Origin of the sequence: Streptomyces sp. NBC_00663, from assembly GCF_036226885.1 — a bacterium.
Taxonomy (GTDB): domain Bacteria; phylum Actinomycetota; class Actinomycetes; order Streptomycetales; family Streptomycetaceae; genus Streptomyces.
Map to the genome: position 1 here is coordinate 8,775,589 of NZ_CP109027.1, position 23,159 is coordinate 8,798,747.

Genomic DNA, 23,159 nt, shown 5'->3' on the forward strand with positions numbered 1-23,159 from the left:
CCCGGGGCCGCCGCCGCGGAAAATGGCATGATTGCCAACCTTCGATAGAATCGTGCCATGCGAGCGAAACAACGGGTCGAACGAGTCGTGGTCCTGGCCCTGGAGGGCGTCTACCCCTTCGAGCTGGGCATCCCCAGCCGGATCTTCGGCGCCGCCGACGGGCACTACGAGGTGCTGACGTGCAGCGTCGACGGCCGGCCGGTGCGCAGCAACGCGGACTTCACCATCGGGGTCGAGCACGGCCCGGAGATCCTGGCCACGGCCGACACCGTCGTGGTCGCTTCCATGGCGCAGCCCCACATCCCCACCGAACTGCCCGCCGAGGTCGCCGCCGCGCTCACGCTGATCCGCCCGGACGCCCGCATCGTGTCGATCTGCACCGCCGCCTTCGTCCTCGCCGCGGCGGGCCTCCTCAAGGGCCGCAGGGCCACCACGCACTGGCAGGTGACCGAGGCCTTCCGGCGCCTCCACCCGGACGTCGACCTGGACCCTGACGTCCTCTTCGTCCACGACGGCCGCATCCTCACCTCGGCCGGCGCGGCCTCCGGCGTGGACGTCTGCCTGCACATCGTCCGCACCGACCACGGAGCCGAGTTGGCCAACGCGGTGGCCCGGCGCTGCGTCGTGCCGCCCTTCCGGGACGGCGGTCAGGCCCAGTACATCGAGCAGCCGGTCCCGCAGAGCGGCGCCGCGAGCACCGCCGCCACCCGCGCCTGGGCGCTGGAGCGCATCGACGAGCCCCTCGCCCTGACCGACCTGGCCGCCCACGCCCGGATGAGTCTGCGCACCTTCGCCCGCCGCTTCCATGACGAGGTGGGCCTCAGCCCCGGCCGCTGGCTGATCCAGCAGCGGGTGGCCCGCGCCCGCCACCTGCTGGAATCCAGCGACCTGTCGGTGGACCAGATCGCCGGCGAGGTCGGCTTCGCCACCAGCGCCTCACTGCGCCAGCATCTGCACGCGGCCATCGGGGTGTCACCGCAGACGTACCGGCGTACGTTCCAGGCGGCCCGCTGAACGTTTCGCCCGACTCCCGCGTCGGAGGATCGCAACGTCAGGCGGGGAACAGGGGTGGGGATGCGTAGAGGACTCGTGGCACTGGCGGCACTGCTGGGGGTGGCGGCCGTGGGGTGCGGGACCGAGAAAGGGGACCTGGTCGTCGCCGGAACGGCTCCGGCCACGCCCTACAGCGGCCCGCTTCACATCCCCGCCAAGGACTGGGACGAGGAGAAGGACGACCGGTCCGCTCTCGTGAACACCGGCGCCGCGGCCCGCGCCCTGGAGTGCGACTGGCCGATCGACACCGCGGGCGCCAGCGAGCCGTGGAGCGAGGGCGACGGGGGAGAGACTCCGGAGGAGGGGCTCAAGGCGTACTTCGACATCGAGCAGCCCGGCGTGCCGCAGGAGGGCTACCGGGTGGAGCGCAAGGAGGGCGGACGCGTTCTGTTCTCCTACGACGTCGGGGGCCGCACCAAGGTGGCGGTGATCGTCGCCAAGGACCAGAAGAACAGGCCCGGTTGGGGGCCCGAGACCAGCGCCTCCTGCGATCCGGCCGAGTTCGAGGCGGACTTCACCGACTCGCAGGAGTACGAGGTCTGGACCGACCGGCAAGGCAAGCGGGTGCCCCTGACCGTCATCAGCAGCTCGGCCGGCTCCGCCCACTGCGACTGGCAGGACGCGCACTTCCTGGGCACCGGCGAAGGCAGGGACGGCAAGCTGTACGCCCGCGATCCGCACGGGGTGCTCGGCGGTGAGATGCTCCTGGGCGAGTACGACGGGGACGTCCGGATGCCCGCCGACGCACACGACACCGGATACCGGCTGCGCGACTGGCAGTTGTGGCTCACCGACGACGAGAGGACGGCGTACGTGCGCACGTCCGACGGCGTGGAGGCATGGCCCCGGGTGAAGGACGGCATGGGCTGCAAGTGAACCGTCACCGGCTGGCGTGCAGCGCGACCAGCAACTGCCAGACCTGGTCGGCGATGTCACCGGCGTCGCCGGCCAGCAGTCCGTGCAGCCAGTCGGCCAGCACCCCGGCGAAGGTGGCGGCGACCGCCGAGGCCACCAGCGGGGCGTCCGCCGCGCCCGCCAGTTCCCGCTCGCGCAGGCTGTAGGCCCGCAGATCCCGGTGCAGGACCCGGCCCAGCGGACCGCCCCCGCCCGGGCTCAGCAGGGCCCGGTACAGGCCGGCGTGCGGGGCGAGCGAGGCGAAGAACGCCGGGAGCGCGGGCGGCGCGTGCACCGGGTCGGGCCGTCCGCGCCAGGCGTGCAGCGCCTCGACGGCCTCGCGTACGACATCGGCGCAGGCGTCGACCGCCAGTGCCTCCAGGTCGGCGTAGTGGACGTAGAACGTGGCCCGGCCGACCCCCGCCCGGCGCGTCAGCGCCGCCACCCCGACCTCCGCCAGCGGGCGCTCGGCGCACTCGGCCAGGAGTGCGGCGCGCAGCTTCTCGCGGGTGCGGGCCGCGCGCGGGTCCTCGGCGGCCGTCACCGCGCCAGCAGGACCGCGCCCAGCGCGAGCGCTCCGGGCAGGGCCTGCGCGACGAGGATGCGGACGTTGGCGGTGATCGCGCCGTACACGCCCGCGACGATCACGCAGGACAGGAAGAAGACCTGGGCGCGGAACCCCGTCGGGTCGGCGGCGATCAGGCCCCAGACCAGGCCGGCCGCGAGGAAGCCGTTGTAGAGGCCCTGGTTGGCGGCCATCGCGGCGGTCGCCTTCGCCATGTCACGGTCGAAGCCGTGGAAGCGCATCCCGGGCTTCTTCTGCCACAGGAACATCTCCATCACCAGGATGTACGCGTGCAGCGCGGCCACCAGGCCCACCAGAACGTTCGCGACGGCTTCCATGATCTCCCTCAATGTACGGGCCCATTTCCTGGACAGATGTCCACTATAGCTGGACACCTGTCCAGGATGTCACCGGTGCCCGCTAGCCTGCGGGGCATGACTGATGAGGACGTGATCGTGCGACGGGCTCGCGCCGAGGACATGCCGGGGCTCGTCGCCTCCAGTGCGGGCCTTTTCGCGGAGGACGGCGGTACCCGGGACGCGACCATCAACGTCGACTGGCCGCGCGAGCACGGCGCGGAGTCGTTCGCGGCGGCTCTGGCGGACCCGGCCCGGCTCGTGCTCGTGGTCGACCACGGCGGGCAGGTCGTCGGCCATCTGATGGGTTCGGTCGCCGGACCCACGGACAAGCGCCTGGTCACATCGGCCACGCTGATCAGCATGTACGTCCGTCCGGCCCACCGGCGGGCCCGCGCGGGAGCCCGGCTGGTGGCGGAGTTCCTCGCCTGGGCCAAGGGCTCGGGCGCCGAACAGGCGGAGGTGACCGCGTACGCGGCCAACGCGGACGCGATCCGCTTCTACGAACGCAGCGGTTTCGGACCACAGTTGCTCACTCTGCGCCGAATTCTCTAGGCGTAGGTTCGTGATGTGTCCGCCGATGACAACGTCCGCTTGGGCAACAGGGCTGGTCAGTATGGGAATTTGTCGACTGTTCGATCCTGGCTGAGCGTGACGGAACCCTCACCTCCGGCGGGCCGTGAGGTTGATCCTTTCAGGTTCAAACCCGATAAGCTCCCCTGCGGCGCTGCGAGTTGACTCGGTCGCGATCGGTCGTCTTGCCGTGCGCATTGGTCAGTGCGCTTCCCCCCTTGCACACCCCCCTGTTCGATCGTGTTGCTTCGAAGGATGCAGATGGAACTCGCCACTCCGCCGCCGGCGGCGCGGGCCCCTGTCGCCTGGTACAGCTGGTGGCTGATGCCCCTGGCCTTAGGAGGCGGGACAGTTGCCGCCACGTTCATGAGCTCGGAGCGAATAACCGCGGCCGTCGCCGGTGCCGCCGCCACGGCGGCCAGCGCGGTGTGCGTCCGGCTCCTGGTCCGCACACGCAAGCAGCTGCACCGCGCCGAGGCCGGCTTCCGTACCGCGCAGGCCGAGCACTCCCAGCAGTGGCAGCAGCATGTCGCGGGCCTGGAACGGAAGTTCTCCGCCGAGCACGCGGCCCAGGACGCCCGCCTCGTCGACCAGGCCGCAGGCTATGAGGAACGGATCGCCGAGCAGGTCGCCGGCTACGAGGAGCGGCTCGCCGAGCAGGCCCGCGCCTACGAGGAACGGCTGACCGAGCAGGCCTCGTCGTACGAGGCGCAGCTCGCCGACCAGGCCGAGGTCTGGCAGGAGCAGCTGGCCCACCAGCTGTCCGCCGTGGCCCGGCTCGCCGACGAGCAGCTGCCCGAGGCACTGGAGCAGTTGCGCGCCGGTGACGCCGTCGACGACCTGCTGCCGGCCTCCAACCAGTGCGCCAAGGTGAGTTCGGAGCTCCAGGCCGAGCTGCGCAAGGTGCTGCGCACCTCGCTGATCGGCGTCGAGCGCGAGTTCGACCGGTCCACCGCCGCCGAGCAGGCCGTCATCGGCATCGGCAACCGCATCCACGTGCTGACCAGCAAGCTCCGCGGCCGGCTGCACGAGATGCAGGGTGAGCACGGCCGGCTGCCCGCCGTGGCGCGCGGCCTCATGGAGCTCGACCAGGAGATCGGCCCCGCCGACTGTCTCGCCGCCAGCATCGGCGTGCTGGGCGGCTCGGACCGTCCCGGCCGGCAGTGGCAGGAACCGCAGCGGCTGCTCAGCGTGGTCCGCGGCGGCATCGGCCGGATCAAGGACTTCCACCGGGTCGACGTACGCCAGCTGCCCGAACTCGGCGTCGACGGCGGCCTGGTGGACCACCTCACGCTGATCTTCGCCCACCTCCTGGACAACGCGGCCCGCTACTCGCCGCCCACCGAGCCGGTGCTCGTCTCCGGCAAGGAGGTGCCGAACGGTGTCGGCATCGAGATCCAGGACTCCGGCAAGGGTCTGAGCGAGGAGAAGAAGCGCGAGGCCGAACAGGCCCTGGCCGGTACCGGATCCGGTCCCGGACTCGGCGGTGTCTCGGAGGACGCGACGATCGGTCTCAGGGTCGTCGGCATCCTCGCCCGTCGCTACGGCATCCGCGTCACCTACGCGGACTCGCCCTGGCTCGGCACCTCGGTGGTCGTGGTGGTCCCGCACAAGTACTTCAGCCCGCTGCCCGCGGCCGCACCCGTGGTGCAGGCCTCCGCCCCGACTCCCGTCAGGGAGGAGACCCCGGCGCCCGCTGCCGCGACGACCGAGACGACCGAGGTGACCGACACGACGGGGGCCACGGACACCACGCCCGGCGGACTGCCCCGGCGCCGGAGCAGGCGGAGCGAGGAGGTCCGGTACACCCCGGCCGCGCGCCAGGAGCGGGGCGAGGAGGCGACGTCAGCCGTCTCCGCCGTCCCGCCGGACGCGTCCTTCGCCGGCCTGGCCGCCTTCGCCACCGCCGGACGCGAGTCCGGACCGGTCCAGGGCGGCGACGGCACGGCCGACGGCCGCGAGTCCACCGAGCACAGCACTGAAGAGAGCGACTGAGTCGACATGACGCAACAGGGAACCGACGTGAGCTGGGCGCTCCGCGATCTCGTGGAGTCCATCCCGGAGATCCGTTTCGCCCTCGTGGCCTCCAGCGACGGCAAGGCCATCACCTCCTTCGGCGCCGAGGACCCCGACGACGTGGACCGCTTCGCGGCGGTGGTGGCCGGCCTCCAGGCGCTGGCCCAGCCGGTCGCGGAGCAGTTCGCCCGGCCCGGCGGACAGCTGGGCCAGTTGCGGCTGGCGATGATCGAGGTCGACGGCGGGCACCTCTTCGTCGTACGCGCGGGTGTGGAGACGTATCTCGGTGTGCTCGCCCGTGAGGGCCTCGACCAGGGGCTGCTCGGGCACCAGATGAGGGACCTTGCCCGCCGGATGGGTGAGCTCCTCGGCACCACTCCGCGCCTGGAGGAGCACTCTGGATGAGTGCTCCCCGCCGGCCCACGGATCCGTCCGGTCTCGAGCGCTACTACGTCCTCACCGGAGGACGTAGCGGACCGGGCGGTTCGGCATCGAGTCTCGACGTGGCGACCCTCATCGTCTCCCGATCCACCCCGGGCACGGGGATGCAGCACGAGCACGAGGAGATCGTCCGGCGCTGCCGCGATCCGCTGTCGGTGGCCGAACTCTGCGCCCACCTCGGATTGCCCTTCAACATTCTCGCGGTGCTGCTGGCGGACCTGCTGGAGGCAGACCGCGTCGAAGCCCGTGACCCGATCCCGGCGCACGGCGCCGGCCGCGGGCCCGACCTCGCGCTCCTTGAGGAGGTACTCAGTGGACTTCAAAGGCTTTGACCATCCCGGGCCGGACGCCGGCGGGACCCGCTCGGTGAAGGTGATGATCGCCGGCGGCTTCGGCACCGGGAAGACCACGATGGTCCGCTCGGTCAGCGACATCAAGCCGCTGACCACCGAGGAGACCCTCACCCAGGCCAGCGCCGACGTCGACCACCTGATCGGCGTCGCCGACAAGACGGAGACCACCGTCAGCCTGGACTTCGGCAAGATCAGCCTCAACGACAGCCTGATGCTGTACCTGTTCGGCACCCCCGGCCAGGAGCGGTTCTGGTTCCTGTGGAACGGGCTGTTCAAGGGCGCCCTCGGCGCGGTCGTGCTGGTGGACACCCGCCGGCTCGCCTCCAGCTTCCGGGCGATCGAGGAGATGGAGCGGCAGAACGTCCCCTTCGTCGTCGCCCTGAACGTCTTCCCGGACTCCAAGGACTACCCGGTCGAGGAGATCCGGGACGCCCTGGACATCCCCGAGCACATCCCGGTCGTGGCCTGCGACGCCCGTGACCGGGCTTCCAGCCGTGACGTACTGGTCGCCCTCATACGTCACTTGAAGGACCGCTCCGCCGTCGCTCTGGAGTCCCGATGACCGATCAGCCCTTAAACGGCACCGACGCCCCGCGCGGCTGCCCCGTCGCCCACGGCGGAGTCGATCTCGCCCGGCTCTACGGGCCGGAGGCGGCGACCGACCCGCAGGCGATCTACGAGCGGCTGCGCAAGGAGCACGGTTCGGTCGCGCCGGTGCTGCTGGAGGGCGATGTGCCGGCCTGGCTGGTCCTCGGCTACCGGGACAACCGGCGGGTGCTCGACAACCCCCGCCAGTTCAGCAGGGACGCACGGATCTGGCGGGACTGGCGGGAGGGGCACATCCCGGAGACACACCCGCTGATCCCGATGGTCGGCTGGCGGCCCGACTGCGTCTCCCAGGACGGCGAACCGCACCGTCGGCTGCGCGGCGCGGTCACCGACGGGCTGCTCGCGGCGTCCAGCCGTGGTGTGCGCCGGCATGCCACGTACTTCGCGAACAAGCAGATCGACGCGTTCGCCGACACGGGGCACGCCGACCTGGTCGCCGACTACGCCGAGCTCCTGCCGATGCTCGTGCTCACCCGGATCCTGGGCCTGCGCACGGAGGACGGGCTCCGCCTGGTCGAGTCGTGTGCCCAGGTCTTCAAGGGCGGCGAGGGCGCTCTCGAACACAACGGCCGGATCATGCAGATCCTCTCGGACCTCACCGACCGCAAACGGGCCGAGCCCGGCTCCGACTTCGCCACGGCCCTGCTGGAACACCCCGCCGGACTCGACCACGACGAGGTCGTCAGCCATCTGCGCCTGGTGCTGATCGCCGCGCACACCACCACCAGCAACCTGCTGGCCCGGGTCCTGCAACTGGTCCTCACCGACTCCGCCCGGCTGTCCGGTCTGGTCAGCGGGCAGCTGAACATCTCCTCGGTGGTGGAGGAGGTCATGTGGGACACCCCGCCGCTGGCCGTGCTGCCGGGCCGCTTCGCCGCCGCCGACCTGGAACTCGGCGGCCATCACATCCAGGAGGGCGAGCTCCTCGTACTCGGGCTGGCCGCGGGCAACGTCGACCCGGAGGTACGGCCCGACGCGGACGTGGCCGTGCAGGGCAACCAGTCGCACCTGGCGTTCAGCGCCGGACCGCACGAGTGCCCGGGGCAGAGCATCGGTCAGTCCATCATCGAGATCGGCGTGGACGTGCTGCTGCACCGGCTGCCGGGCCTGCGGCTGGCCGTGCCGTCGGAGGAACTCTCCTCGACCGCCTCCACCTGGGAGTTCCGACTCGACAGCCTGCCCGTCGAGTTCTCCGTCTGACGGTCTCCCCGAACGACACCAGCGCTGCCCGGCCGGAACCCCGGCCGGGCAGCGGTGTGTTCGAGGTCAGCCGTCGAGCCAGTCGCCTGCCACGTCCGTGGGCACGTACCCCGTGGCGTTCCAGAGGAAGTGCGGGTGGGCGCAGGCGAACATGTAGGCGAGCAGCGCGATGTCCTCCCTGCCGGTCCCGGGGTCGTGCAGGGCATGGAACCGCTCGGCACCGACCACGCCGGCGTCCACCTGGACCTCACGGGCGCGGTCCGTGGACGCCGCGGCCATGGACGCCTCCACGCCGGCGATGTAGGTGCGGCGCAGGATCTCCCACGCGTTGTCGACATCGCCGGACCAGGGTCCGTGCACCGCCTCGAAGGCGTGCAGCTCGGCGTCGAACAGGGGCCATGCCCGGGGGTGTTGGGCCTTGCAGCGGGCGGACAGCTCGGCGGTCCTGGCGCTCAGCGCCGGTACGGTGGCCCGCGGGGCGACGGTGAGGGTGGTGCCCTCGGTGAGGATGCCGGTGCAGGGGTTGGGCTGTAGGTCGCACAGCGGGCACGCCTCGGCCGGGGGGAGGCCCTGGGTGATGCCGTCGAACCACAGGGCGTGGCGGCCCGTGAGCCCCATCCAGACGATGGTCGTCGTCATCAGCCAGGTGTTCCACATCGGCTCGTGTGCCTCGGGCGTGCAGCCGTACTTGACGATGGCCATGGCACAGGCGGCGTAGAGCGCCTTGGTGTGACCGGGCAGGTCGGCCAGCCAGAAGTTGCTGATCTCGCCGGTCAGCGCGTCGGCCCGGACGTCGGCCATGTCGTCGATGACGCGGCACAGCAGCAGCGAGGCGAGGTTCTCCTCCTGCCAGAGCTCGGTGTCGGGCGCGACGTGCCAGAACAGGCAGTCCATCATTTGCAGGGCCGAATAGGTGCTGTGGCTGAGCGGGTTGGTCTGCGGAAGCGTGACGGTGCCCGCGCCGTGCTGCTGGAGCCAGTACTCGTCCACGGACCGCTTGTGGGCCGCGAAGAGTCCGGCGACCAGGGCCCGCGCCGTGTTGGTGCTGAAGTTCTCCGCCAGGCGGCCTTCGATGAGCTGGGTGAGGCGGGTCGTGTCGATGGTGTCGACCACGCGTTTGTACTCGTGGAAGACGAGGATGTCGTCCTCGAAGCGGTGGCGGTGGCCGAGGTCGTGTTCCAGGTCGTTCATCTGCCGGGTCCAGGACCAGCCACCGGTCAGCACGCTGTCCAGCTCCCGGCGGTACGGCCAGGTCTTGACGGCGAGGGGACGCCCGGCGCTCTGCCGCCAGCCGTAGTCGTCCAGCGTGCGGGCGGGGGGTACGGGCAGCCGGCGGCACAGCGCGCAGGCGCAGGCGGTCGTCCGCTCCTGCGCATGCGGCGGGGCGAGCGCGCGGCTGCGCCAGGCCCCTTCCAGCATCGTGCAGGTCAGCCGGCATATCTCGGCGTCGGTGCCGACCTGGGGGAAGGCCGCCTCTATCACGCGCAGCCCGGCGTCGAGACGGGCCAGCCTCGCCTGCCCCTCCTCGTCGGGAGGGAGGAACGCGGGCCGCGCCAGGTGGAGGGCTCCCTCCACCCGCAGCGTGGTGCCGGGGTGCGGGGAGCGGAGAGCGTCCAGCCGGTGCTGAACGGAGCTCTGGGAATCGCGGTGTTGCTCGGTGATCCCCTTGATGTGTTCGACCAGGAGGCGGGTCAGGGCGTCCCCCGCCTCCGTGGGGCGGTGCCGGCCGGCGGGGGTGTCGGAGGGGAGGTCGGACGTGACGGCCTGAGGCATGTGGATCCTTTCGGGAAACGGCGCGCAGAACCCCCCCACCCCTGGGAAGGGCGGTCCAGGGGGAGACCGCCCATGCACTCGAACTCAGCTTCGTGAAACGAAAGTTGAAACGAGAAGCGGAACGAGGCTTCCCAGAGCGTAAATGATCTACACCGTGACCCGGCCGTGATCTCCGTTACTGCTCAAGCCCCTTGAGCTGCGTACACTCGCGCGCCACCCACGTACGTCAGCGCCACCCGCGTGTCCGCGATCCCCTCGGGCCCAGCGGCGAACGGGTCGCGGTCCAGCACGACCAGGTCCGCCAGCGCCCCCACGCGCACCCGGCCGGTGTCGTCGAGGTGGTTCACATGGGCCGAACCCGCCGTGTAGGCGGTCAACGCCTCGGCGAGTCCCAGGCGTTCGGCGGGCAGGAAGACGGGCGCGCCGTCCGCTCCCGGTGCCACCCGGTTCACCGCGACATGGATGCCCTCCAGCGGATCGGGGCTGCTCACCGGCCAGTCGCTGCCCGCCGCGAGCGTGGCGCCGGAGCGCAGCAGCGCGCCGAACGGGTACTGCCACGCGGCCCGTTCGGCCCCTAGGAAGGGAATGGTCAGCTCGTCCATCTGCGGCTCGTGCGCCGCCCACAGCGGCTGGATGTTGGCGGTGGCGCCGAGCCTGGCGAAGCGCGGCACGTCGTCGGGGTGCACCACCTGAAGATGTGCCAGGTGGGGTCGCGTGTCGCTGTGTCCGTTCGCGATGCGCGCGGCCTCGATCGCGTCGAGCGCGTCCCGTACGGCACGGTCGCCCAGGGCGTGGAAGTGGCACTGGAAGCCGAGCGCGTCCAACTCCGTGACGTACTTGGGCAGCTGACCGGGGTCGATGAAGCTGGTGCCCCGGTTGGCGGTGGCACAGCCGCACTTGTCCAGGTACGGGTCGAGCAGCGCCGCCGTCCCGGTCTCGGCGACCCCGTCCAGCATCAGCTTGACGGTGCCCGCCCGGAACCGGCCGTGGCTCAACGCGGCCCGCTTCTCGACGAGTTCGGGGATCTGCTCGGCCCCGCGCTCGCGGTCCCACCACAGGGCGCCGACGACACGCGCGGTCAGCGAGCCGTCCCGGGCGGCCGTCAGATACGCCTCGGCCGGGTCGTCCATGCCGAGGAAGTCCCCGACGAGCGCGTCCTGCCAGGCCGTGACGCCGAGCGTGTGCAGATGGCGCTGGGCGTGCAGCAGGGCGGCGAGCCGGTCGGCCGGCGTGGCTGGGGGAGCGAGGCGTCCGACGAGCTGCATCGCCCCTTCCTGGAGGGTGCCGCTCGGCTCGCCCGAGCCCGCGGGGTCCCTTTCGATCCGTCCGTCGGCCGGGTCGGGCGTGTCGCGGGTGATGCCGGCCAACGCGAGGGCGCGGCTGTTGACCCAGGCGCCGTGGTGGTCGCGGTTGGGCAGATAGACGGGCCGGTCGGGGACGACGGCGTCCAGCAGCTCCTTCGTCGGCGTGCCGCCCTCGAACGCCTCCATGGACCAGCCGCCGCCGGTGATCCACTCCCGCTCGGGATGCGCGTCGGCGTACGCGCGCACGGCGGCGACGGTCTCCGCGGCCGTCCGCGTCCCGGTGAGATCGCACTGGGTCAGTTCCAGTCCGGCCGGCACGGGATGCACATGCGCGTCCTGGAAGCCCGGCAGCAGCAACCGCCCTGCGAGGTCGACCACTTCGGTCCGCGGCCCCCGGAGCTCCAGGACCTCGTCCCCTCCTACGGCGGTGATGCGGTCGCCGGTGACGGCCACGGCGGTGGCGCTGCGGCCCCCGGAACTCCCAGGGCCCTCGGGACCTCTGGTTCCCTCGCGACCTTCGGGGGTGAGGACGGGGCCGCCGGTGAAGAGCAGGTCTGCGTACATGGTCCGTTTCCTAGTGGGGTGTCGGGATCAGGCGGGGCGCGTCCGCGTCGGTGCCCCTGCCGGTGTGGAAGTAGGCCGACCGGCGCACCCACTTGGCCCATGCCGCGGCCACGAAGCCGGACGCGATCATCGCCAGCGGTGTGCTGAGCAGGAACCAGCCGTTGTCCGCGCGGAGTGCGAAGTGATCGGTGGAGGTGTAGAAGGACCAGCCGAGATATCCGCCGAGACCGAGCAGGGTCAGCGCACTGAGCGTGGGCAGCACCACGGCCCGTACGCCCTCACGCCAGTCCTCGCGCAGCAGCGAACGGAAACGCACGGCGGCCGCGAGGGCGGTCAGCGCGTACGACAGGGCCACCACGATGCCGATGGCGCTCACCGTCGCCATGATCATGTCCGCGAGCCGGGGAATGACCAGGGCGAGGAGCGCGACCCCGGCCGCCAGCGCGCCGATCAGCACGGTCCCGGCGGCGGGAGTGCCGTACCGGCGGCTGACCTTGGACCACACCGGCCCGAGGGTACGGTCCCGGCTCATCGCGAACATCCCCCGGGCTGTTGGGATCACCCCGGCCTGGAGCGAGGCGACCGCCGAGAACATCAGCGCCACCAACGGGAGCGCGGCCAGCGGCTGCGAGGCCAGCCGGTCCCCGAAGAACGCCAGGCCCTCGGCGCCGTGCCCGGCCAACTCCTGTTCGGACAGGACGCGTTGGAAGGCGATCGAGCCGAGGAGGAACAGTCCGAGCATCGTGAACAGCGTCGTCAGGCCCGCCCGGGAGGCGTCCCGGGGGTCGCGGACCTCCTCGGAGACGCTGAACGCGGCCTCGAAGCCCCAGTAGCAGAACACCGACAGCAGCAGCCCCTGGGCCAGCGCGGTCGCGGACGGGATCGCGAACGGGTCGAACCAGCTCCAGCTGAAGGCGTGCGGGCCGGTGACGATGCCGTAGGCGCAAAAGCCCAGCAGGACCACGTACTCGAAGACCAGCAGCCCGGCCTGAAGGCGTGCCGCGGTCCGTACGCCCGTCACGGCGGTCAGGGTGACCGCGGCGAGGACCACGACGCCGAGGAGTGTCGTCTGGGCGGTGGAGCCCGGGTCCAGCGTGAGGCCGGCCAGCCGGTGCACTCCGGCGTCCCCGGCCAGCTGGATCAGGGCCGAGCCGGTGACGGCGGTGGTGTAGGCGAGGAACGCCACCGTCGCCACGATGTTCACCCAGCCGACCAGGAAACCCAGCCAGGGGGTGAGCGAACGGCCCACCCACACATAGCCGTTGCCGGCGTTCGGCTCGACGCGGTTGAGGCGGGCGTACGCGCCGGCGATGCCGAGGACCGGCAGGAACGCCAGGAGCATGATCGCCGGCAGATGCAGTCCGACGACCCCGGCCGTGACACCGAGGCCGATGCCGATGCTGGTGGTCGCGGCCGTGCTGGAGGCGGCGATGGCGACGCCGTCCAGGACGCCGAGGGACTTGCGCAGGGTCGATCCGGCGGAGGGCTCTCCGCCGGGCGGTCTCACTGAGGGCTGGTGGTCGGGCATGGCCGCGTCTCCGCTCGCACCGGGGGGCCTGGTCGGCCCCGGTGAGGCGACATGAAACTGTCCGCGGGGTTAACAGGTCAACGGTGTTGTCGTAAGGTCGGGGCATCCGGCCCACGGAGGCATGCCATGAGCGAACGTGTCGTCCCGCCCGACGCCCGGCGGCGCAGACGCCCCACCAAACAGGGTGTCGTGCTGTCCGAGGAGCTGATCGTCGCCACGGCCCTCCGGCTGATCGAGGAGCACGGCGCCGAGGCCCTCTCCGTGCGCCGCCTCGGCCGCGCCCTCGGCGCCGACCCCAGCTCCCTGTACCGCTACTTCCGGCACACCGACGACCTCATGCTCGCCGTCGCCGACGAGCTGATCGGCCACACCCTGCGCACCTGGCGGCCCACCGGAGACTGGCGGGCCGACCTGCGGGACCTGGGCCTGCGCATGCACGCCGGCGCGCTCGCCCACCCCCGGGCCGCCGTCCTCAGCTCGCACCGGGTCACCGGGCGCGACCATGAGATCCAGGCCGTGGAGACCATCCTCGGCGTGCTGCGTCGTGCCGGGTTCCCCGACGCCGAGGCGGTGCGGATCTACCACGCCTTCGTCGACCAGGCGCTCGCCTTCGCCGCCCTCGACTCGGCGAGCACCGCGCTGCCGAAACCGGCCCGGGAGGCGGCGACGGCCGTATGGCGGGCCACGTACGCCCGACTGCCCGCCGGCACCCACCCGCACATCGCCGCGACCGCCCGCCACCTCGTCGCCGACATGCCGCGCAGCTCCTACCCGACGGCGCTGGACCTGCTGCTCGGCGCGGCGGCGGCCCGGCTCGCGGAGATCCAGGACGAGGCGGCTCTCTGACCGCGAGACTGGTCCCGTCCGTTCCCCATGAGTTCAGGAGACCGACCGGCGATGACGAACCCGCCCGCACGTCCCGCGAAACAGCGGAAGCTCGACACCCTGCACCGCCTGGAGCACGACGAGGACGTCTGGGTCGCGACGGCCGACGCCGCGGGCGGGCTGCCGTTCCTCACCCCGCTCTCCTTCCTCTGGAACGGCGCCACCCTGCTCCTCGCGACCCCGGCCAAGAGCCCCACCGGACGCAATCTGCGCACCACCGGCCGCACCCGGCTCGGCATCGGACCGACCAGGGACGTCACGATGATCGAGGGCACCGTCGAGACGATCACGCTCGCCGAACTGTCCGAGGAGGACGGCGACCGCTTCGCGGCCAAGACCGGCTTCGACCCGCGTCAACTGTCCACCCCGTACGAGTACTTCAGGGTCCGCCCGGTGCGGATCCAGGCCTGGCACGAGGCCGATGAACTCGTCGGGCGAGAACTGATGCGGGACGGTGAGTGGCTGATCGCCGACTGAACCCGGCGGACCGGGATATCCGTGAGGTACAGGGCCGCGGGGCACGAACGCCCCGCGCCCCGGACCGTACGGAGGAGACATGGCACTGGTGAAAGCGGGCGTCGTGGTGCTCGACTGCGCCGAGCCGGAGAAGCTCGCCGGGTTCTACAAGGAGCTGCTGGAGGGCGAGGAGACGGACGCGACCGCCAACCGCGTGGAGATCAGGGGCTCGGAGGGGATGCGGCTGGCGTTCCGCCGGGACATGAACGCCACTCCGCCCAGCTGGCCGCGCCCCGAGAACGCCCTCCAGGCCCACCTCGACTTCGTCGTCGACGACCTGGACGAGGCGGAGCGCAGGGTCATCGGGCTCGGCGGGCGTCCACTGGAGACCAAGGACGCCTCGGGCCCGTTCGAGGAGCGCGGCTACGCCGACCCGGCCGGCCACTCCTTCACCCTGCGCCGGGTCACCCCGACGGCGCCCAAGCTGGGCTGACGACGGGGCGACCAGGCAGAGTTGACGCAGCGTCAGTCACGGCCGCCGTCGTCGTCGGTCGGCCAGACCCCGGTGGACCGCTCGATGGCCTTCGCGCCCGTGCGGTCCACCGCGCTGCGCACCACCGCGAAGATCGCGCCCTGTACGGCCGCCGCGAGCAGGATCTCGCCCCAACCCCGGTTGCGGTCCAGGGCGTCGGGCGCGTCGTCCTCGTGCCGGATCACTTTCCACGTCTTGCGGAACGCGGCCCCGGCCAACGCCCCGCTCGACCAACCCAGCACGAAACCAAGAGGCTTGTAGGCCAGGGGGAGCTTCATCTTCTTCTTGTTCTTCTTGGCCATCAGTCTCTCCTTCGTCCGTTCTGCTACGCCGGTGTGGGCCGGCCCTGAGGTGACACCTGCTCCTGCGGCGGCGGTGGGCCCGGCGGTGTCCCGTCGCCGAACGGCCGGCCGGCCAGCTCCTCGCGGTGGTGCGGGGTCAGCCAGTCCGACAGATCCGGTCCGAGCGGCACGATCCGCGTGGGGTTGATGCCGGTGTGCACCTGGTAGTAGTGGTGCTTGATGTGGTCGAAGTCGACCGTGTCACCGAAACCGGGCGTCTGGTAGAGGTCCCGGACGTACCCCCACAGCACCTCGTTCTCCGCCAGCTTCCAGCGGTTGCACTTGAAGTGGCCGTGATAGACCGCGTCGAAGCGCACCAGCGTGGTGAACAGCCGGATGTCGGCCTCGGTGATCGTGTCCCCGACCAGATAGCGCTGCCGGGCGAGCCTTCGGGCCAGCAGCTCGAGCCGTCGGAACACCGCCGAGCAGGCGGCCTCGTACTCCGCCTGCTCGGTGGCGAACCCGGCCCGGTACACACCGTTGTTGACGTCCTCGTAGACGTCCGCCATCACCGCGTCGATCTCGTCGCGCAGCGCAAGCGGATACAGATCCGGGGCGCCGTCCCGGTGCAGGGCACGCCACTCGGTGGCGAGGTCGAGGGTGAGCTGCTGGTAGTCGTTGGTGACCAGCTTCCCGCTGGGCACGTCCACGATCGCGGGCACGCTCACCCCGCCCGGGTAGTCGCTCTCCCGCCGGTCGTAGGCCTCGCTGAGGTAGCGGATGCCAAGGACCGGGTCACGGCCGTCGGGATCGAGGGTGAAGCGCCAACTGCGGTCGTCCTGGATCGGATCGGCCACCGCGAGCGACAGGACGCCCTCCAGGCCCAGCAGCCGCCGGGAGACCAGGGCCCGGCTCGCCCAGGGGCAGGCCCGGCTGACCACCAGACGGTAGCGGCCGGGCTCCACCGGCCAGCCGTCCCGGCCGTCCGTGGTGATCCGGTCCGTGAAGTGGGCCTTGGAGCGCTGGAACGTACGGTTCCCGTACGCGCTGTTGCCTCCGTCCGAGCCACTCATGCCGCCTCCCTGCTTGTGCCGTGCCGTGTCGCCGTGCGGGTGTCTGGTGACCGCGTTCCCCGATTTCGGCGTGTGAGCCCCGCCAGTCGGGGCAGTCGGCGAAGGTGAGCGGGACACATTCGAACGCAACATCGAACGCACCCCTGAACACACCACAACAGGCATCGCCACCGGCCTCACCAGAGGCATCACCACCGGCGTCGCCGCAACCACCGGGAAACGCGGCACCAACCCGGAAAGCGGACCGCAGAACGCGGGTCACCGTCCTCGTGGCGCTCGTCGCCAATCTGGTCATCGCGGTCGCCAAGGCGGTCGGCGGTCTGATCGCGCACTCCCCGGCCCTGCTGTCGGAGGCCGCACATTCGGTCGCCGACAGCCTCAACGAGGTCTTCCTCCTGGCCGCGCTGCGCCGCAGCCGCCGACCCGCCGACACACGTCACCCCTTCGGCTACGGCAAGGAGCGGTTCTTCTGGTCGCTCCTCGCCGCGGTGGGGATCTTCGTCATGGGCGGCTGCTTCTCCTTCTTCCAGGGCGTCGAGGCACTGCGCAACGGAGCCGAGGAGAAGTTCAGCGGATACGTCGCCGGGCTCGTCGTCCTCGGTGTCGCCTTCCTCGCCGAGGGCGCGTCGCTGGTGCGGGCGCTCTACCAGACGCACGGGCAGGGCGGGAAGGGCGACGGCCTGCGCGACCCGGCGCTGCGCACGGTCGTCGCCGAGGACGGCACGGCGGTGCTGGGCGTCAGCCTGGCCATGGCCGGCATGGCTCTGCACATGGTGACCGGGCAGGTCGTGTGGGAGGCGTCCGCGTCGCTGGCGATCGGGGCGCTGCTCGTCTACGTGGCCTATCGGCTCGGCCGGGAGGCCCGCGACCAGCTGATCGGGGAGGCCGTCGACACGGAGACCAGCGGGCGGATCCGGGCGCTGCTCCAGGAGCAGCCCGAGATCGACAGCGTGGAGGCGCTGTTCACGATGAAGACGGGGCTGGAATCGGTCCTGGTGGCCGCACGCGTCGACCTCGTGCCGGGCCTGGACAGCGAGCAGGTCGAGGAGGTCGCCGTACGCATCAAGCGCTCCGTCGCCGACACCTTCGCCGAGACGGACCAGATCTTCCTCGACATCACCGACCGGCCCGCGGGCGAGGCAGACGAAAGCCCCGCCGCGACGGGGGAGCGCGGCGGGGCCTGACGCACAGGTGCCCGGCCGAGGGGGCTTCATGCGCCCGGTCTCAAGATTTTTCGCGAGTTCCTTTTCGCGAGATCTTCTCCGGGCCGCTCGCTCAGTGCTCGGCGGCGGGTTCCAGCACGAAGACCGGGATCTCGCGGTCCGTCTTCTCCTGGTACTCCGCGTACGGGGGATAGGCCGCCACAGCCCGCTCCCACCACTCCGCCTTCTCCGCGCCGGTCACCTCACGCGCGGACATGTCCCACTTCTCGGGTCCGTCCTGGAGTTCCGCGCGGGGGTCGGCCTTGAGGTTGTGGTACCAGACCGGGTGCTTGGGGGCTCCGCCCTGCGAGGCGACCACGGCGTACCGGCCCTCGTGCTCGACCCGCATCAGCGGGGTCTTGCGGATCTTTCCGCTCTTCGCGCCCACAGTGGTCAGCAGGATCACGGGCATCCCGGTCTCCAGCAGGGTCGTCCCCTCGGTGCCGCCCGAGCTCTCGTACAACTCCACCTGCTCGCGCACCCACCCGGTCGGACTCGGCTCGTACTCGCCCTCGAGAGGCATGAAATCCATCCCATCGTCGTCGTGTCCCACGGTTCACTGCACGGTCCACAACACCGGAACCCCGCGGATTCATCCGCTCCGCGATGACCTCGGAGGTAATCGCCTCGCTCGGCCCCCGCGGGGCACAGTGGCAACCGTCGAAAGGGGAGGAGTACCCATGACCACCACTGCCACCGCCACCGCCGAGATCGCGACCCGTTCCGTGGTCGCGGAACTGCTGCGACGCATCGGCCAGGGCGACCCGGAGCGGATCGCCGAGCTGTACGCCGAACACGGCGACTGGAAGCTCGACTGGCCCGAGGACGAGCACGGCCACGCCGCCACCCCGTGGATCCGCCACCGCTCCACCCGCGCGGACGCCGCCGCGCACTACCGGGAACTGGCCGCCCACCATGTCCCCGAGCAGGCGGACACACAGATCGAGCGCGTCCTCGTCGACGGCGCCGACGCGGTGGTCCTCGGCGAGATCCGGCAGACGGCACGGGCCACCGGACGCCCCTATCGCGCCAGGTTCGCGCTGCACCTGACAGTCGAGGACGGGCTGATCGTCCGCCACCACGTCTACGAGGACAGCCTCGCCGTGTCCCGCGCCTTCACACCCTGACGAGCAACGCGAACCACCGGCCCCACGCCCACCATCGGCCAGGCCCACGCGCCCTGACCGGCTGCGGGGTCGGCCCATTCGCGGCGTCATCCGTCCGGCCTGTGCGCTGTTGACCGTCCGGCCGTGGCAGCACCGTACACGCCGTCACCCACCGGCCTGCGGCCTCCGACCGACTGCGCGGCCACCCGGACCGCCGCGCCCTGAGCGGCTGTGCGCGGGCCGCCCGTTCACCCCATCATCCGGACCGCGAGAGCCATGATCACCGTGCTCGACACGAGTGCCGTCACCAGTCGCCCGCGCCGTCCGGTCAGTGCCCGGCCGAGCAGTGCCCCGCCGGCGGCCAGCAGGACCTGCCAGCTCGCGGACGCGACAAAGGCGGCCAGGACGAACACGCCCTGCTCCATCGGCCGCACCGCGTCCGCGGTCCGCGTACCGAGCACCAGGGCGGCGAAGTAGATCACGGTGGTCGGGTTGAGCAGGGTGATCCCGAGCAGTGCCAGGTAGGCGCGGGCGGGGCTCGGGGGAGGCGGATCGGCGCGGGTGGCGAGCCGACGGCCGCGGTACTGGCGTACGGCGGTGACCGCGCCCCGGACCGCCAGCGCGAGCAGCAGCAGGGCCGAGGCCCAGCGCAGCGGTCCGAGCACCGGACGCAGCGCGGCGGCGAGGGCGGTACCCCCGAGCGCGGCCACCAGCGCGTACAGCCCGTCGGCAGTGGCGACGCCCAGCGCGGCACAGACCCCGGTGCGCAGGGTGGTGCGGGCGGTGAGCGAGACGAGGTAGGTCGCGACCGCGCCGACGGGCATGGCGATGCCGTAGCCCGCGAGCAGCCCCGCGACGAGCGCCCCGGTCACGACGTGAGCGGTGTCGGCCCCTCCGGACGGCCGGACTGCTGCTGGAACCGCACCGGCATGGCGGCGGCGGTCAGCGGCAGAAAGGCGTAGGTCGTAGGCATGGCGGGATTCTGCGGCCCCGCCGCCCCCACCCACAACCGGTTTTCGCCACAGCCCCGCCCGGCAGTCGCCGGAAGCCCGCCCGGCCCGTGCCGGAAGCCGGCCCCGCCTGGTCGTTCCCGTAGGCGCGCCTCGTCGTCACTGGAGCCCCCGGCCGTCCCCGGAGGCCTGCCCTGCCCTCACTGGAGCCCGGGCCGTCCCTGGAGGCGCGCCCCGTTCTCACCGGAGGCCTGCCCCGTCGTCGCCGGAGCCCCGGCCGTCCCCGGAGGCCGGCCCTGTCCTCACTGGAGCCCCGGCCGTCCCTGGAGGCGCGCCCCGTTCTCACCGGAGGCCTGCCCCGTCGTCGCCGGAGCCCGGGCCGTCCCCGGAGGCCGGCCCTGTCCTCACTGGAGCCCCGGCCGTCCCTGGAGGCGCGCCCCGTTCTCACCGGAGGCCTGCCCCGTCGTCGCCGGAGCCCGGGCCGTCCCCGGAGGCCTGCCCTGCCCTCACTGGAGCCCCGGCCGTCCCTGGAGGCGCGCCCCGTTCTCACCGGAGGCCTGCCCCGTTGTCACCGGAGCCCCGGCCGTCCCCGGAGGCCGGCCCCGTCCTCCACCGAAGCCCCCGCCGGGCCCCGCCCCGTCCGATGCCCGTGGAAGTCCCCCGCAACCCCCCGTCCCGCCCGCGGTCAGCAAGCCGTCCCGTCGGCGGCTCGTCCCGTTTTCGATTTTCGAGCGAGCATCCCCGGCCAACCTGCCCCCGCCACCGATCTGGCCGAACTTGTCGTCGCCCGTTAGATGCCCCGGGCATCTAATGAAGATCTGCACGCCGCTGCACGACGCACACCTTCGTCTGCGAGGTCTTCCATGACGGCAACCCCCCGCACGCAAACGGAACCCGTCGCCTTCCCTCAGGACCGGACCTGCCCCTACCACCCGCCCACCGCCTACGACACCCTGCGCGACGGCCGTCCGCTGGCCCGCATCACGCTCTACGACGGCCGACCGGCCTGGCTGGTCACGGGGCACGCGCTCGCCCGTACCCTCCTCACCGACCCCCGGTTGTCGAGCGACCGCACCCGCCCCGACTTCCCCGCGCCCACGGAACGCTTCGCGGCGACCCAGAACCGGAGGGTGGCGCTGCTCGGTTTCGACGACCCGCAGCACCACACGCAACGGCGGATGATGGTGCCCAGTTTCACCCTGCGCAGGGCCGTGGAACTGCGTCCGGAGATCCAGCGGATCGTGGACGAGCGGCTCGACGCGATGATCGCGCAGGGCCCGCCCGCCGAGCTGGTGAGCGCCTTCGCGCTGCCGGTGCCGTCGATGGTGATCTGCGCCCTGCTCGGCGTCCCGTACGCCGACCACGACTTCTTCGAGGAGCAGTCACGCCGGCTGCTGCGCGGTCCGAAGGCCTCCGACACCCAGAACGCGCGCGATCAACTGGACGCGTACTTCGGAGAGTTGATCGACCGGAAGCTCAAGGAGGAGCGGCCTGGTGACGGGGTGCTGGACGAACTCGTCCACGACCGGCTGCGCTCCGGCGAGCTGAGCCGCGTCGACGTCATCGCCTTCGCCACCATCCTGCTGGTCGCCGGCCATGAGACGACCGCCAACATGATCTCGCTCGGCACCTTCACCCTGCTCCAACACCCCGAGCGGCTGGCCGAGTTGCGGGCCGACCCGGCACTGCTGCCGGCCGCGGTGGAGGAGCTGATGCGCATGCTGTCGATCGCCGACGGCCTGCTGCGGATGGCCACCGAGGACGTCGAGGCGGGCGGCGAGACCATCCGGGCCGGCGACGGGGTGGTCTTCGCGACCTCGGTCATCAACCGCGACGAGGACGTGTACCCCGACGCCGACGCCCTGGACTGGCACCGCTCCGCCCGGCACCACGTCGGCTTCGGCTTCGGCATCCACCAGTGCCTCGGCCAGAACCTGGCCCGCGCCGAGATGGAGATCGCCCTGCACACCCTCTTCGCCCGACTGCCCGGACTGCGCCTCGCCGCTCCCGCGGACGAGATCCCCTTCAAGCCCGGCGACACGATCCAGGGGATGCTGGAACTCCCCGTGACCTGGTAAGAGGCTCAAGGCCATGCACATCGACATCGACAAGGACGTCTGTATCGGCGCCGGCCAGTGCGCCCTGTCCGCCCCCTCCGTGTTCACCCAGGACGACGACGGATTCAGCGCGCTGCTGCCCGGCCGGGAGGACGGCGCCGGGGACCCGATGGTCCGCGAGGCGGCGCGGTCCTGCCCCGTGGCCGCCATCACCGTGACCTAGCGACGTCTCAGCGGCCCGCCGCCCGCACCAGGACCCGCGCCGCCTCGCGCGCCTCCCGCGCGGGCGCGGTGCTCCCGGTGATCCCCGCCGTCACCATCGCCCCCTCGGCGAGCAGGAACAGCTGCCCGGCCACCGTGCCGGGCAGTCCCGCGTCCGCCACCAGGGCGGCGAGATACTCCCGGAACGCCCCTTTGTGGGCCCGCACTTGAGACGCGACCGGGGCCGACTTCGCGCCCAGTTCGCCGTACGAGTTGATCCAGGCGCACCCGCGGAAACCGTCCTCGCCGAACCATGACTCCAGCCAGTCGAAGACGGCGAGGATCCGCTCCTCGGGGTCCGGGTGGCGCTCCACGTGCCCGGCCAGCCGCCCGCGCCAGCGCACGTCCCGGCGTTCCAGGTAGGCCACCACCAACTGCTCCTTCGCGGGGAAGAGTTGGTACAGCCGCTTGAGCGAGACGCCGGAGGCGCCACGGATGTCGTCCATGCCGACGGACTGGATGCCGCGGCCGTAGAACAGCTCCTCCGCGGCGTCCAGGGCCCGCTCCCGGGCGGTCGCGCTGTCCATGAGGGTCACTCCTTGGCGATCGTGACGAACCCTGAGGGTCCTTGACGGTCCTTGACGAGAGAACGGGCGTTCTCCTACGGTAGCAGCAGCCGGGAGAACGTACGTTCTCCCTTTCTGGTCACGGAGGATGACATGACCGACCGCCCGCCCCTGCCGCCCTTCACCCGCGAGACCGCCGCCCGGAAGGTGCAGGCCGCGGAGGACGCCTGGAACACCCGCGACCCGCACAGGGTGGCGCTCGCGTACTCGCGGGACTCGGTGTGGCGCAACCGCGACACCTTCCTCACCGGCCGCGACGAGATCGTCGCGTTCCTCACCGCGAAATGGGCACGCGAGCGGGAGTACGCCCTGCGCAAGGACCTGTGGGCCTTCGACGGCAACCGCATCGCCGTCCGCTTCCAGTACGAGTGCCGCGACGCCGACGGACAGTGGTGGCGTTCGTACGGCAACGAACTCTGGGAGTTCGACGAGCACGGCCTGATGACCCGCCGCGAGGCCGGCATCAACGACGTGGCCATCGAGGAGAAGGACCGCCGCGTCTTCGGCCCGCGCCCCGAGAGCGAGCAGGGGAAGTCCTTCCCGCTGCACTAGGTTTCCCCT

At 71.6% G+C, this 23,159-nt stretch carries 26 protein-coding genes; 16 read left to right on the forward strand and 10 right to left on the reverse strand.

What is annotated here, in order from left to right:
- The first annotated feature begins 57 nt into the window (after positions 1 to 57).
- Entirely contained in the window at positions 58 to 1,014 is a 957-nt protein-coding gene (locus tag OG866_RS39950) for a GlxA family transcriptional regulator (protein ID WP_329342422.1), read from the forward strand.
- A gap of 60 nt (positions 1,015 to 1,074) precedes the next feature.
- On the forward strand, positions 1,075 to 1,929 hold the full coding sequence (locus OG866_RS39955; RefSeq protein WP_329342424.1) for a hypothetical protein: 855 nt from the start codon (positions 1,075 to 1,077) through the stop codon (positions 1,927 to 1,929).
- A 4-nt stretch (positions 1,930 to 1,933) separates the two neighbouring features.
- Here OG866_RS39955 and OG866_RS39960 read toward each other — a convergent pair whose 3' ends face one another.
- Both OG866_RS39960 and OG866_RS39965 read right to left on the reverse strand, forming a co-directional pair.
- The gene (locus tag OG866_RS39960; protein WP_329342425.1) at positions 1,934 to 2,491 is read right to left on the reverse strand and encodes a TetR/AcrR family transcriptional regulator; all 558 of its coding nucleotides are present in this window, start codon (positions 2,489 to 2,491) and stop codon (positions 1,934 to 1,936) included.
- On the reverse strand, positions 2,488 to 2,850 hold the full coding sequence (locus OG866_RS39965; protein WP_329342427.1) for a DUF1304 domain-containing protein: 363 nt from the start codon (positions 2,848 to 2,850) through the stop codon (positions 2,488 to 2,490). The genes OG866_RS39960 and OG866_RS39965 overlap by 4 nt, the downstream gene beginning before the upstream one ends.
- Positions 2,851 to 2,946: 96 nt before the next feature.
- Here OG866_RS39965 and OG866_RS39970 point away from each other — a divergent pair, with 96 nt between their 5' ends.
- The 6 genes from OG866_RS39970 (at position 2,947) to OG866_RS39995 (ending at position 8,060) form a co-directional block, all read left to right on the forward strand.
- Complete coding sequence (locus OG866_RS39970; RefSeq protein ID WP_329342429.1) at positions 2,947 to 3,423, forward strand: GNAT family N-acetyltransferase; 477 nt, start codon at positions 2,947 to 2,949, stop codon at positions 3,421 to 3,423.
- 279 nt (positions 3,424 to 3,702) lie between these two features.
- Entirely contained in the window at positions 3,703 to 5,436 is a 1,734-nt protein-coding gene (locus OG866_RS39975; RefSeq protein WP_329342431.1) for an ATP-binding protein, read from the forward strand.
- Between the two features lie 6 nt (positions 5,437 to 5,442).
- Positions 5,443 to 5,862, forward strand: coding sequence for a roadblock/LC7 domain-containing protein (locus OG866_RS39980; protein ID WP_329342433.1), 420 nt, complete (start codon positions 5,443 to 5,445; stop codon positions 5,860 to 5,862).
- A complete protein-coding gene (locus OG866_RS39985) occupies positions 5,859 to 6,230 on the forward strand; it encodes a DUF742 domain-containing protein (RefSeq protein WP_329342434.1) in 372 nt (123 codons plus the stop codon). Before OG866_RS39980 ends, OG866_RS39985 begins: the two co-directional genes overlap by 4 nt.
- A complete protein-coding gene (locus OG866_RS39990; RefSeq protein ID WP_329342435.1) occupies positions 6,211 to 6,813 on the forward strand; it encodes a GTP-binding protein in 603 nt (200 codons plus the stop codon). Before OG866_RS39985 ends, OG866_RS39990 begins: the two co-directional genes overlap by 20 nt.
- Positions 6,810 to 8,060: a cytochrome P450 gene (locus OG866_RS39995; RefSeq protein WP_329342438.1), complete on the forward strand. Its 1,251-nt coding sequence runs from the start codon at positions 6,810 to 6,812 to the stop codon at positions 8,058 to 8,060. Before OG866_RS39990 ends, OG866_RS39995 begins: the two co-directional genes overlap by 4 nt.
- Before the next feature lie 66 nt (positions 8,061 to 8,126).
- On the opposite strand, the gene OG866_RS40000 is transcribed toward OG866_RS39995, so the two are convergent.
- The 3 genes from OG866_RS40000 to OG866_RS40010 form a co-directional block, all read right to left on the reverse strand.
- A complete protein-coding gene (locus tag OG866_RS40000; RefSeq protein WP_329342439.1) occupies positions 8,127 to 9,833 on the reverse strand; it encodes a hypothetical protein in 1,707 nt (568 codons plus the stop codon).
- Between the two features lie 182 nt (positions 9,834 to 10,015).
- A complete protein-coding gene (locus tag OG866_RS40005) occupies positions 10,016 to 11,701 on the reverse strand; it encodes an amidohydrolase (protein ID WP_329342441.1) in 1,686 nt (561 codons plus the stop codon).
- A 10-nt stretch (positions 11,702 to 11,711) separates the two neighbouring features.
- Positions 11,712 to 13,229 carry an APC family permease gene (locus OG866_RS40010; protein ID WP_329342442.1) on the reverse strand — a complete coding sequence of 506 codons (1,518 nt, stop codon included), beginning with the start codon at positions 13,227 to 13,229 and terminating at the stop codon, positions 11,712 to 11,714.
- A gap of 126 nt (positions 13,230 to 13,355) precedes the next feature.
- Between OG866_RS40010 and OG866_RS40015 the strand changes: the two genes are divergently transcribed.
- From OG866_RS40015 to OG866_RS40025, 3 genes are all read left to right on the forward strand, one after another.
- The gene (locus tag OG866_RS40015) at positions 13,356 to 14,075 is read left to right on the forward strand and encodes a TetR/AcrR family transcriptional regulator (protein WP_329342443.1); all 720 of its coding nucleotides are present in this window, start codon (positions 13,356 to 13,358) and stop codon (positions 14,073 to 14,075) included.
- A gap of 51 nt (positions 14,076 to 14,126) precedes the next feature.
- Complete coding sequence (locus tag OG866_RS40020; RefSeq protein WP_329342445.1) at positions 14,127 to 14,591, forward strand: pyridoxamine 5'-phosphate oxidase family protein; 465 nt, start codon at positions 14,127 to 14,129, stop codon at positions 14,589 to 14,591.
- 79 nt (positions 14,592 to 14,670) lie between these two features.
- Complete coding sequence (locus OG866_RS40025) at positions 14,671 to 15,063, forward strand: VOC family protein (protein WP_329342446.1); 393 nt, start codon at positions 14,671 to 14,673, stop codon at positions 15,061 to 15,063.
- 32 nt (positions 15,064 to 15,095) lie between these two features.
- Here OG866_RS40025 and OG866_RS40030 read toward each other — a convergent pair whose 3' ends face one another.
- The gene (locus tag OG866_RS40030) at positions 15,096 to 15,404 is read right to left on the reverse strand and encodes a DUF4235 domain-containing protein (protein ID WP_329342447.1); all 309 of its coding nucleotides are present in this window, start codon (positions 15,402 to 15,404) and stop codon (positions 15,096 to 15,098) included.
- A 23-nt stretch (positions 15,405 to 15,427) separates the two neighbouring features.
- Positions 15,428 to 16,456, reverse strand: coding sequence for a glutathione S-transferase family protein (locus tag OG866_RS40035; RefSeq protein ID WP_329342449.1), 1,029 nt, complete (start codon positions 16,454 to 16,456; stop codon positions 15,428 to 15,430).
- A gap of 269 nt (positions 16,457 to 16,725) precedes the next feature.
- On the opposite strand from OG866_RS40035, the gene OG866_RS40040 reads away from it, so the two are divergent.
- A complete protein-coding gene (locus OG866_RS40040) occupies positions 16,726 to 17,640 on the forward strand; it encodes a cation diffusion facilitator family transporter (protein ID WP_329342450.1) in 915 nt (304 codons plus the stop codon).
- Between the two features lie 91 nt (positions 17,641 to 17,731).
- Here OG866_RS40040 and OG866_RS40045 read toward each other — a convergent pair whose 3' ends face one another.
- Positions 17,732 to 18,181, reverse strand: a complete 450-nt coding sequence (locus tag OG866_RS40045) for a nitroreductase family deazaflavin-dependent oxidoreductase (RefSeq protein ID WP_329342451.1) — start codon at positions 18,179 to 18,181, stop codon at positions 17,732 to 17,734.
- Between the two features lie 157 nt (positions 18,182 to 18,338).
- Here OG866_RS40045 and OG866_RS40050 point away from each other — a divergent pair, with 157 nt between their 5' ends.
- Complete coding sequence (locus tag OG866_RS40050; protein ID WP_329342452.1) at positions 18,339 to 18,785, forward strand: nuclear transport factor 2 family protein; 447 nt, start codon at positions 18,339 to 18,341, stop codon at positions 18,783 to 18,785.
- 227 nt (positions 18,786 to 19,012) lie between these two features.
- On the opposite strand, the gene OG866_RS40055 is transcribed toward OG866_RS40050, so the two are convergent.
- Complete coding sequence (locus OG866_RS40055; RefSeq protein WP_329342453.1) at positions 19,013 to 19,636, reverse strand: LysE family transporter; 624 nt, start codon at positions 19,634 to 19,636, stop codon at positions 19,013 to 19,015.
- A gap of 941 nt (positions 19,637 to 20,577) precedes the next feature.
- Between OG866_RS40055 and OG866_RS40060 the strand changes: the two genes are divergently transcribed.
- Together OG866_RS40060 and OG866_RS40065 are read left to right on the forward strand one after the other, a co-directional pair.
- The gene (locus OG866_RS40060; RefSeq protein WP_329342454.1) at positions 20,578 to 21,792 is read left to right on the forward strand and encodes a cytochrome P450; all 1,215 of its coding nucleotides are present in this window, start codon (positions 20,578 to 20,580) and stop codon (positions 21,790 to 21,792) included.
- Between the two features lie 13 nt (positions 21,793 to 21,805).
- A complete protein-coding gene (locus OG866_RS40065) occupies positions 21,806 to 21,994 on the forward strand; it encodes a ferredoxin (RefSeq protein WP_329342455.1) in 189 nt (62 codons plus the stop codon).
- A gap of 7 nt (positions 21,995 to 22,001) precedes the next feature.
- Here OG866_RS40065 and OG866_RS40070 read toward each other — a convergent pair whose 3' ends face one another.
- Positions 22,002 to 22,559 (reverse strand): TetR/AcrR family transcriptional regulator, encoded by a 558-nt coding sequence (locus tag OG866_RS40070; protein ID WP_329342456.1) that lies wholly within the window; start codon positions 22,557 to 22,559, stop codon positions 22,002 to 22,004.
- 132 nt (positions 22,560 to 22,691) lie between these two features.
- On the opposite strand from OG866_RS40070, the gene OG866_RS40075 reads away from it, so the two are divergent.
- Positions 22,692 to 23,150 carry a nuclear transport factor 2 family protein gene (locus OG866_RS40075; protein WP_329342457.1) on the forward strand — a complete coding sequence of 153 codons (459 nt, stop codon included), beginning with the start codon at positions 22,692 to 22,694 and terminating at the stop codon, positions 23,148 to 23,150.
- Positions 23,151 to 23,159: the final 9 nt, after the last annotated feature.

What these genes read in the sequence shown, in the direction of transcription:
- OG866_RS39980 (WP_329342433.1), top strand. Translation starts at nt 5,443, where the DNA reads ATGACGCAACAGGGAACCGACGTGAGCTGGGCGCTCCGCGATCTCGTG.
- OG866_RS39970 (WP_329342429.1), top strand. Translation starts at nt 2,947, where the DNA reads ATGACTGATGAGGACGTGATCGTGCGACGGGCTCGCGCCGAGGACATG.
- OG866_RS40030 (WP_329342447.1), bottom strand. Translation starts at nt 15,404, where the DNA reads ATGGCCAAGAAGAACAAGAAGAAGATGAAGCTCCCCCTGGCCTACAAG.
- OG866_RS40065 (WP_329342455.1), top strand. Translation starts at nt 21,806, where the DNA reads ATGCACATCGACATCGACAAGGACGTCTGTATCGGCGCCGGCCAGTGC.
- OG866_RS40015 (WP_329342443.1), top strand. Translation starts at nt 13,356, where the DNA reads ATGAGCGAACGTGTCGTCCCGCCCGACGCCCGGCGGCGCAGACGCCCC.
- OG866_RS40070 (WP_329342456.1), bottom strand. Translation starts at nt 22,559, where the DNA reads ATGGACAGCGCGACCGCCCGGGAGCGGGCCCTGGACGCCGCGGAGGAG.
- OG866_RS40025 (WP_329342446.1), top strand. Translation starts at nt 14,671, where the DNA reads ATGGCACTGGTGAAAGCGGGCGTCGTGGTGCTCGACTGCGCCGAGCCG.
- OG866_RS40075 (WP_329342457.1), top strand. Translation starts at nt 22,692, where the DNA reads ATGACCGACCGCCCGCCCCTGCCGCCCTTCACCCGCGAGACCGCCGCC.
- OG866_RS40050 (WP_329342452.1), top strand. Translation starts at nt 18,339, where the DNA reads ATGACCACCACTGCCACCGCCACCGCCGAGATCGCGACCCGTTCCGTG.
- OG866_RS39995 (WP_329342438.1), top strand. Translation starts at nt 6,810, where the DNA reads ATGACCGATCAGCCCTTAAACGGCACCGACGCCCCGCGCGGCTGCCCC.
- OG866_RS39955 (WP_329342424.1), top strand. Translation starts at nt 1,075, where the DNA reads ATGCGTAGAGGACTCGTGGCACTGGCGGCACTGCTGGGGGTGGCGGCC.
- OG866_RS40000 (WP_329342439.1), bottom strand. Translation starts at nt 9,833, where the DNA reads ATGCCTCAGGCCGTCACGTCCGACCTCCCCTCCGACACCCCCGCCGGC.
- OG866_RS39965 (WP_329342427.1), bottom strand. Translation starts at nt 2,850, where the DNA reads ATGGAAGCCGTCGCGAACGTTCTGGTGGGCCTGGTGGCCGCGCTGCAC.
- OG866_RS39985 (WP_329342434.1), top strand. Translation starts at nt 5,859, where the DNA reads ATGAGTGCTCCCCGCCGGCCCACGGATCCGTCCGGTCTCGAGCGCTAC.
- OG866_RS40045 (WP_329342451.1), bottom strand. Translation starts at nt 18,181, where the DNA reads ATGCCTCTCGAGGGCGAGTACGAGCCGAGTCCGACCGGGTGGGTGCGC.
- OG866_RS40005 (WP_329342441.1), bottom strand. Translation starts at nt 11,701, where the DNA reads ATGTACGCAGACCTGCTCTTCACCGGCGGCCCCGTCCTCACCCCCGAA.
- OG866_RS40010 (WP_329342442.1), bottom strand. Translation starts at nt 13,229, where the DNA reads ATGCCCGACCACCAGCCCTCAGTGAGACCGCCCGGCGGAGAGCCCTCC.
- OG866_RS39975 (WP_329342431.1), top strand. Translation starts at nt 3,703, where the DNA reads ATGGAACTCGCCACTCCGCCGCCGGCGGCGCGGGCCCCTGTCGCCTGG.
- OG866_RS40020 (WP_329342445.1), top strand. Translation starts at nt 14,127, where the DNA reads ATGACGAACCCGCCCGCACGTCCCGCGAAACAGCGGAAGCTCGACACC.
- OG866_RS39950 (WP_329342422.1), top strand. Translation starts at nt 58, where the DNA reads ATGCGAGCGAAACAACGGGTCGAACGAGTCGTGGTCCTGGCCCTGGAG.
- OG866_RS40035 (WP_329342449.1), bottom strand. Translation starts at nt 16,456, where the DNA reads ATGAGTGGCTCGGACGGAGGCAACAGCGCGTACGGGAACCGTACGTTC.
- OG866_RS40060 (WP_329342454.1), top strand. Translation starts at nt 20,578, where the DNA reads ATGACGGCAACCCCCCGCACGCAAACGGAACCCGTCGCCTTCCCTCAG.